This window comes from Symplocastrum torsivum (assembly GCF_059505465.1).
The window spans coordinates 1-2,498 of record NZ_JCACKQ010000006.1; the positions used below are offsets into that span (position 1 = coordinate 1).

Here is a 2,498-nt window from a genome sequence, read left to right on the forward strand (position 1 = left end):
TACCGAGCTATCGTCTAGCGCGTCTCACGGCTTGATATTGAGGGAGTAGGGATAGCCTCTACTGACTACCGACTACCGACTACTGACCGGAACGGGCGATCTGCTGTTTAATTAACAATCAGGCAATTACACGTATAAAGCATGATTTATGCAGAAGATGATATAAACTTTGACACTCTCACCGATGGTGAATTTGAAGAAATGTGCTTGGATTTACTTTTAAGACTAGGTTTTCATTCTCCTGTTTGGCGGCTTGGTGGTGCCGATAATGGGCGAGATCTTGAAGTTAATTTTTCTGTCATAAATCCACTAGTACAAAGTTATACGGAGAAATGGTTTATTGAATGTAAACGTCACTCTACTGGGATAAACGTAACCGATTTAGACACTAAAATCGCTTGGGCAAATGCTGAGAGACCTAATCATCTTGTTTTTATAACAAGTTCTTACCTCACTAATAATACTAGGGTCTGGCTTGACAAGATAATAGATTTGCAAAAACCCTTTTACAAAATTCATTGTATTGAAGGAAAAGCGCTAAAGAATTTTCTTGTAGCATTTCAAGACATTACGGCTAAATATTTTGGGGATAAGTATTCTAAGCTTTTAAGAGTCTCAAGAGAAGCTTGGCAATCTTTGGATCTTGTTCCTGAAGCTGAAACACTTTTTTTACTTTATAAAAATCTTGACCCAAGCAGGCTTACGTCAGAAGAGTTAGCTTTCCTTTGGTGTATGTATCATGTGAGATCAGAAGAACTTGAAGAATGGTGTTCAGACCCTTTTAAGGATATCTTACCTGAAGATAATACGTTTCCAGTTAATTACTTGTTTAACTATCTTTTGGAGAAAAGGGATAAAGTTATTCAACCAATATTTCAGACAGATGATTTTAGTACACATTCAAGGGTTTTATTAGGTGAGGGAACCTTAACTGTAAACCGAAAACGTAGAGAGGAAGGTTATAAAGCTATATATGTTGCCTCCAGTAGTTCAAGAGAGGGACTGCTTGAAGTTTTAATAAAGTATAAAAAAAAATTCTTAGTAAAAATACGGTGGTTCAATGCCAGTCAGTTAGAGAAATTAAAACGTGATAGCTACTAAAAATGAGCATGGCAAGTAGGGTTAGGAGATAACTGGTAGTCAATATTGACGGCTATTCAAAACAGTTTTTTTTATCTAGTGTGAGGACTCTTTTTCTGAGGAAATATAAGATCGCAAACTCTTCAATTGGCGGCTGTAGTACATTACAGGGGCTTCATGTTTCGTCATACAGTAAACCTCCCTCAGATGTCCTGAGAGAGGTATCAGAGAAATAGTTTCGTCTCACTTCTGCTGAGATTTCAACGCTTCACCGTCTAGGAACCGCTCATTGACCGAACTCAGAATCTTGCTAATCGTCTCAGCACCATGATGCTTGTTGTAGTAAGTCTCAGTCTTAGACGGGTCTTTAGAATTCTGCATCCCATGCTTGCTATTGTGGCTAATCACCTCATCAGCATGGCTCTTAATCCAGTCTCCAACTATCAAGCCATTGACCCTTGAAAGCTCTCTAAGGGCTTGGTTAGTGATTGCCAAGCGGTCATCATCTCCAGTTGCTACTGTGTCGTTGTATAGGCAGATAGCTTCATAGCTGCGGCGGATCTTCTCTTCACTTGCTCCCTTAACCTTGGTTGCCCACAAATCAGCGTTAGACATTCCAACCCAGTCAATCACCTCTTGAGGCTTAGCGGGTGTCTGAGTTGCTGGCTTGCTCTCACGGGTCTGGCTGACTTGCTGAGTCGTTGGAAGATTTGACAGCGCTTGTTCTATCTTCTGTGTAACCATTCGCTCGATCATTGCTTCCAGTTCGGACTGACTAACTGTGACTTGCTGAGGTTGTACCTGTGACATTTTTTCTCTCTCTTCCTTTAACTGGTTAATTTGTGTCTTGGCTTCTAGTAACTGCTTTCCTAACTCAGCAAGCTTCTGCTGGGACTCGATTAAGTGACTGACAACGCTCTGCTGATTGGGCGCTTCCCAGTCCTTCTGTAAACGCTTGATGGTTTCATAGTCTTCATCAGTAACCCTCACCTGCATCACTTTCTCTTTCTGTGGAGCCGTAGGGAAGGGAACGGGCTTCGAGGTGAAATAATCGGCGTAACCCAGGCTTGTCGCTACCCCTTGCAGCTCTCTATCAGTGGGATTCTCCTTGACGAAATGACCCAACAGACGGGCATAATGCAGCATCTTGGAACCTACGGAACGACCGCAATCTCTGTCAGTTGCCAGCGCTCCGTAGGCTGCTCTTAGCGCTTTGCAGTTGTCCTGTTCTTCCTCGTAACGAAAAGCCAGGACTGGCTCTGAATCGCCTTTATCACCAAAATACTCACGAACTACTCGATTCAATGAACCATTGCGACGGCTATCAAGCGATTGATTCTGAGCAGCTAAATCGTTGGGGAATTCGTTAGCGACTTCTCTAAGTAAGACTCTTGTACTGCCTTCTCTACGCAAGCGAT

At 42.3% G+C, this 2,498-nt stretch carries 2 protein-coding genes; one reads left to right on the forward strand and one right to left on the reverse strand.

What is annotated here, in order from left to right; genetic code table 11:
- The first annotated feature begins 141 nt into the window (after positions 1-141).
- Positions 142-1,101, forward strand: a complete 960-nt coding sequence (locus tag AC5JL3_RS01740) for a restriction endonuclease (protein WP_496072849.1) — start codon at positions 142-144, stop codon at positions 1,099-1,101.
- Positions 1,102-1,323: 222 nt separating this feature from the next.
- Here the strand turns inward: AC5JL3_RS01740 and AC5JL3_RS01745 are convergent.
- Positions 1,324-2,498 (reverse strand): hypothetical protein (locus tag AC5JL3_RS01745; RefSeq protein ID WP_496072850.1); only part of this gene is annotated, 1,175 nt, incomplete at its 5' end.

Excerpts from the sequence above, each read along its gene's own strand:
- AC5JL3_RS01740 (WP_496072849.1), top strand. The coding sequence starts at position 142 with ATGATTTATGCAGAAGATGATATAAACTTTGACACTCTCACCGATGGT.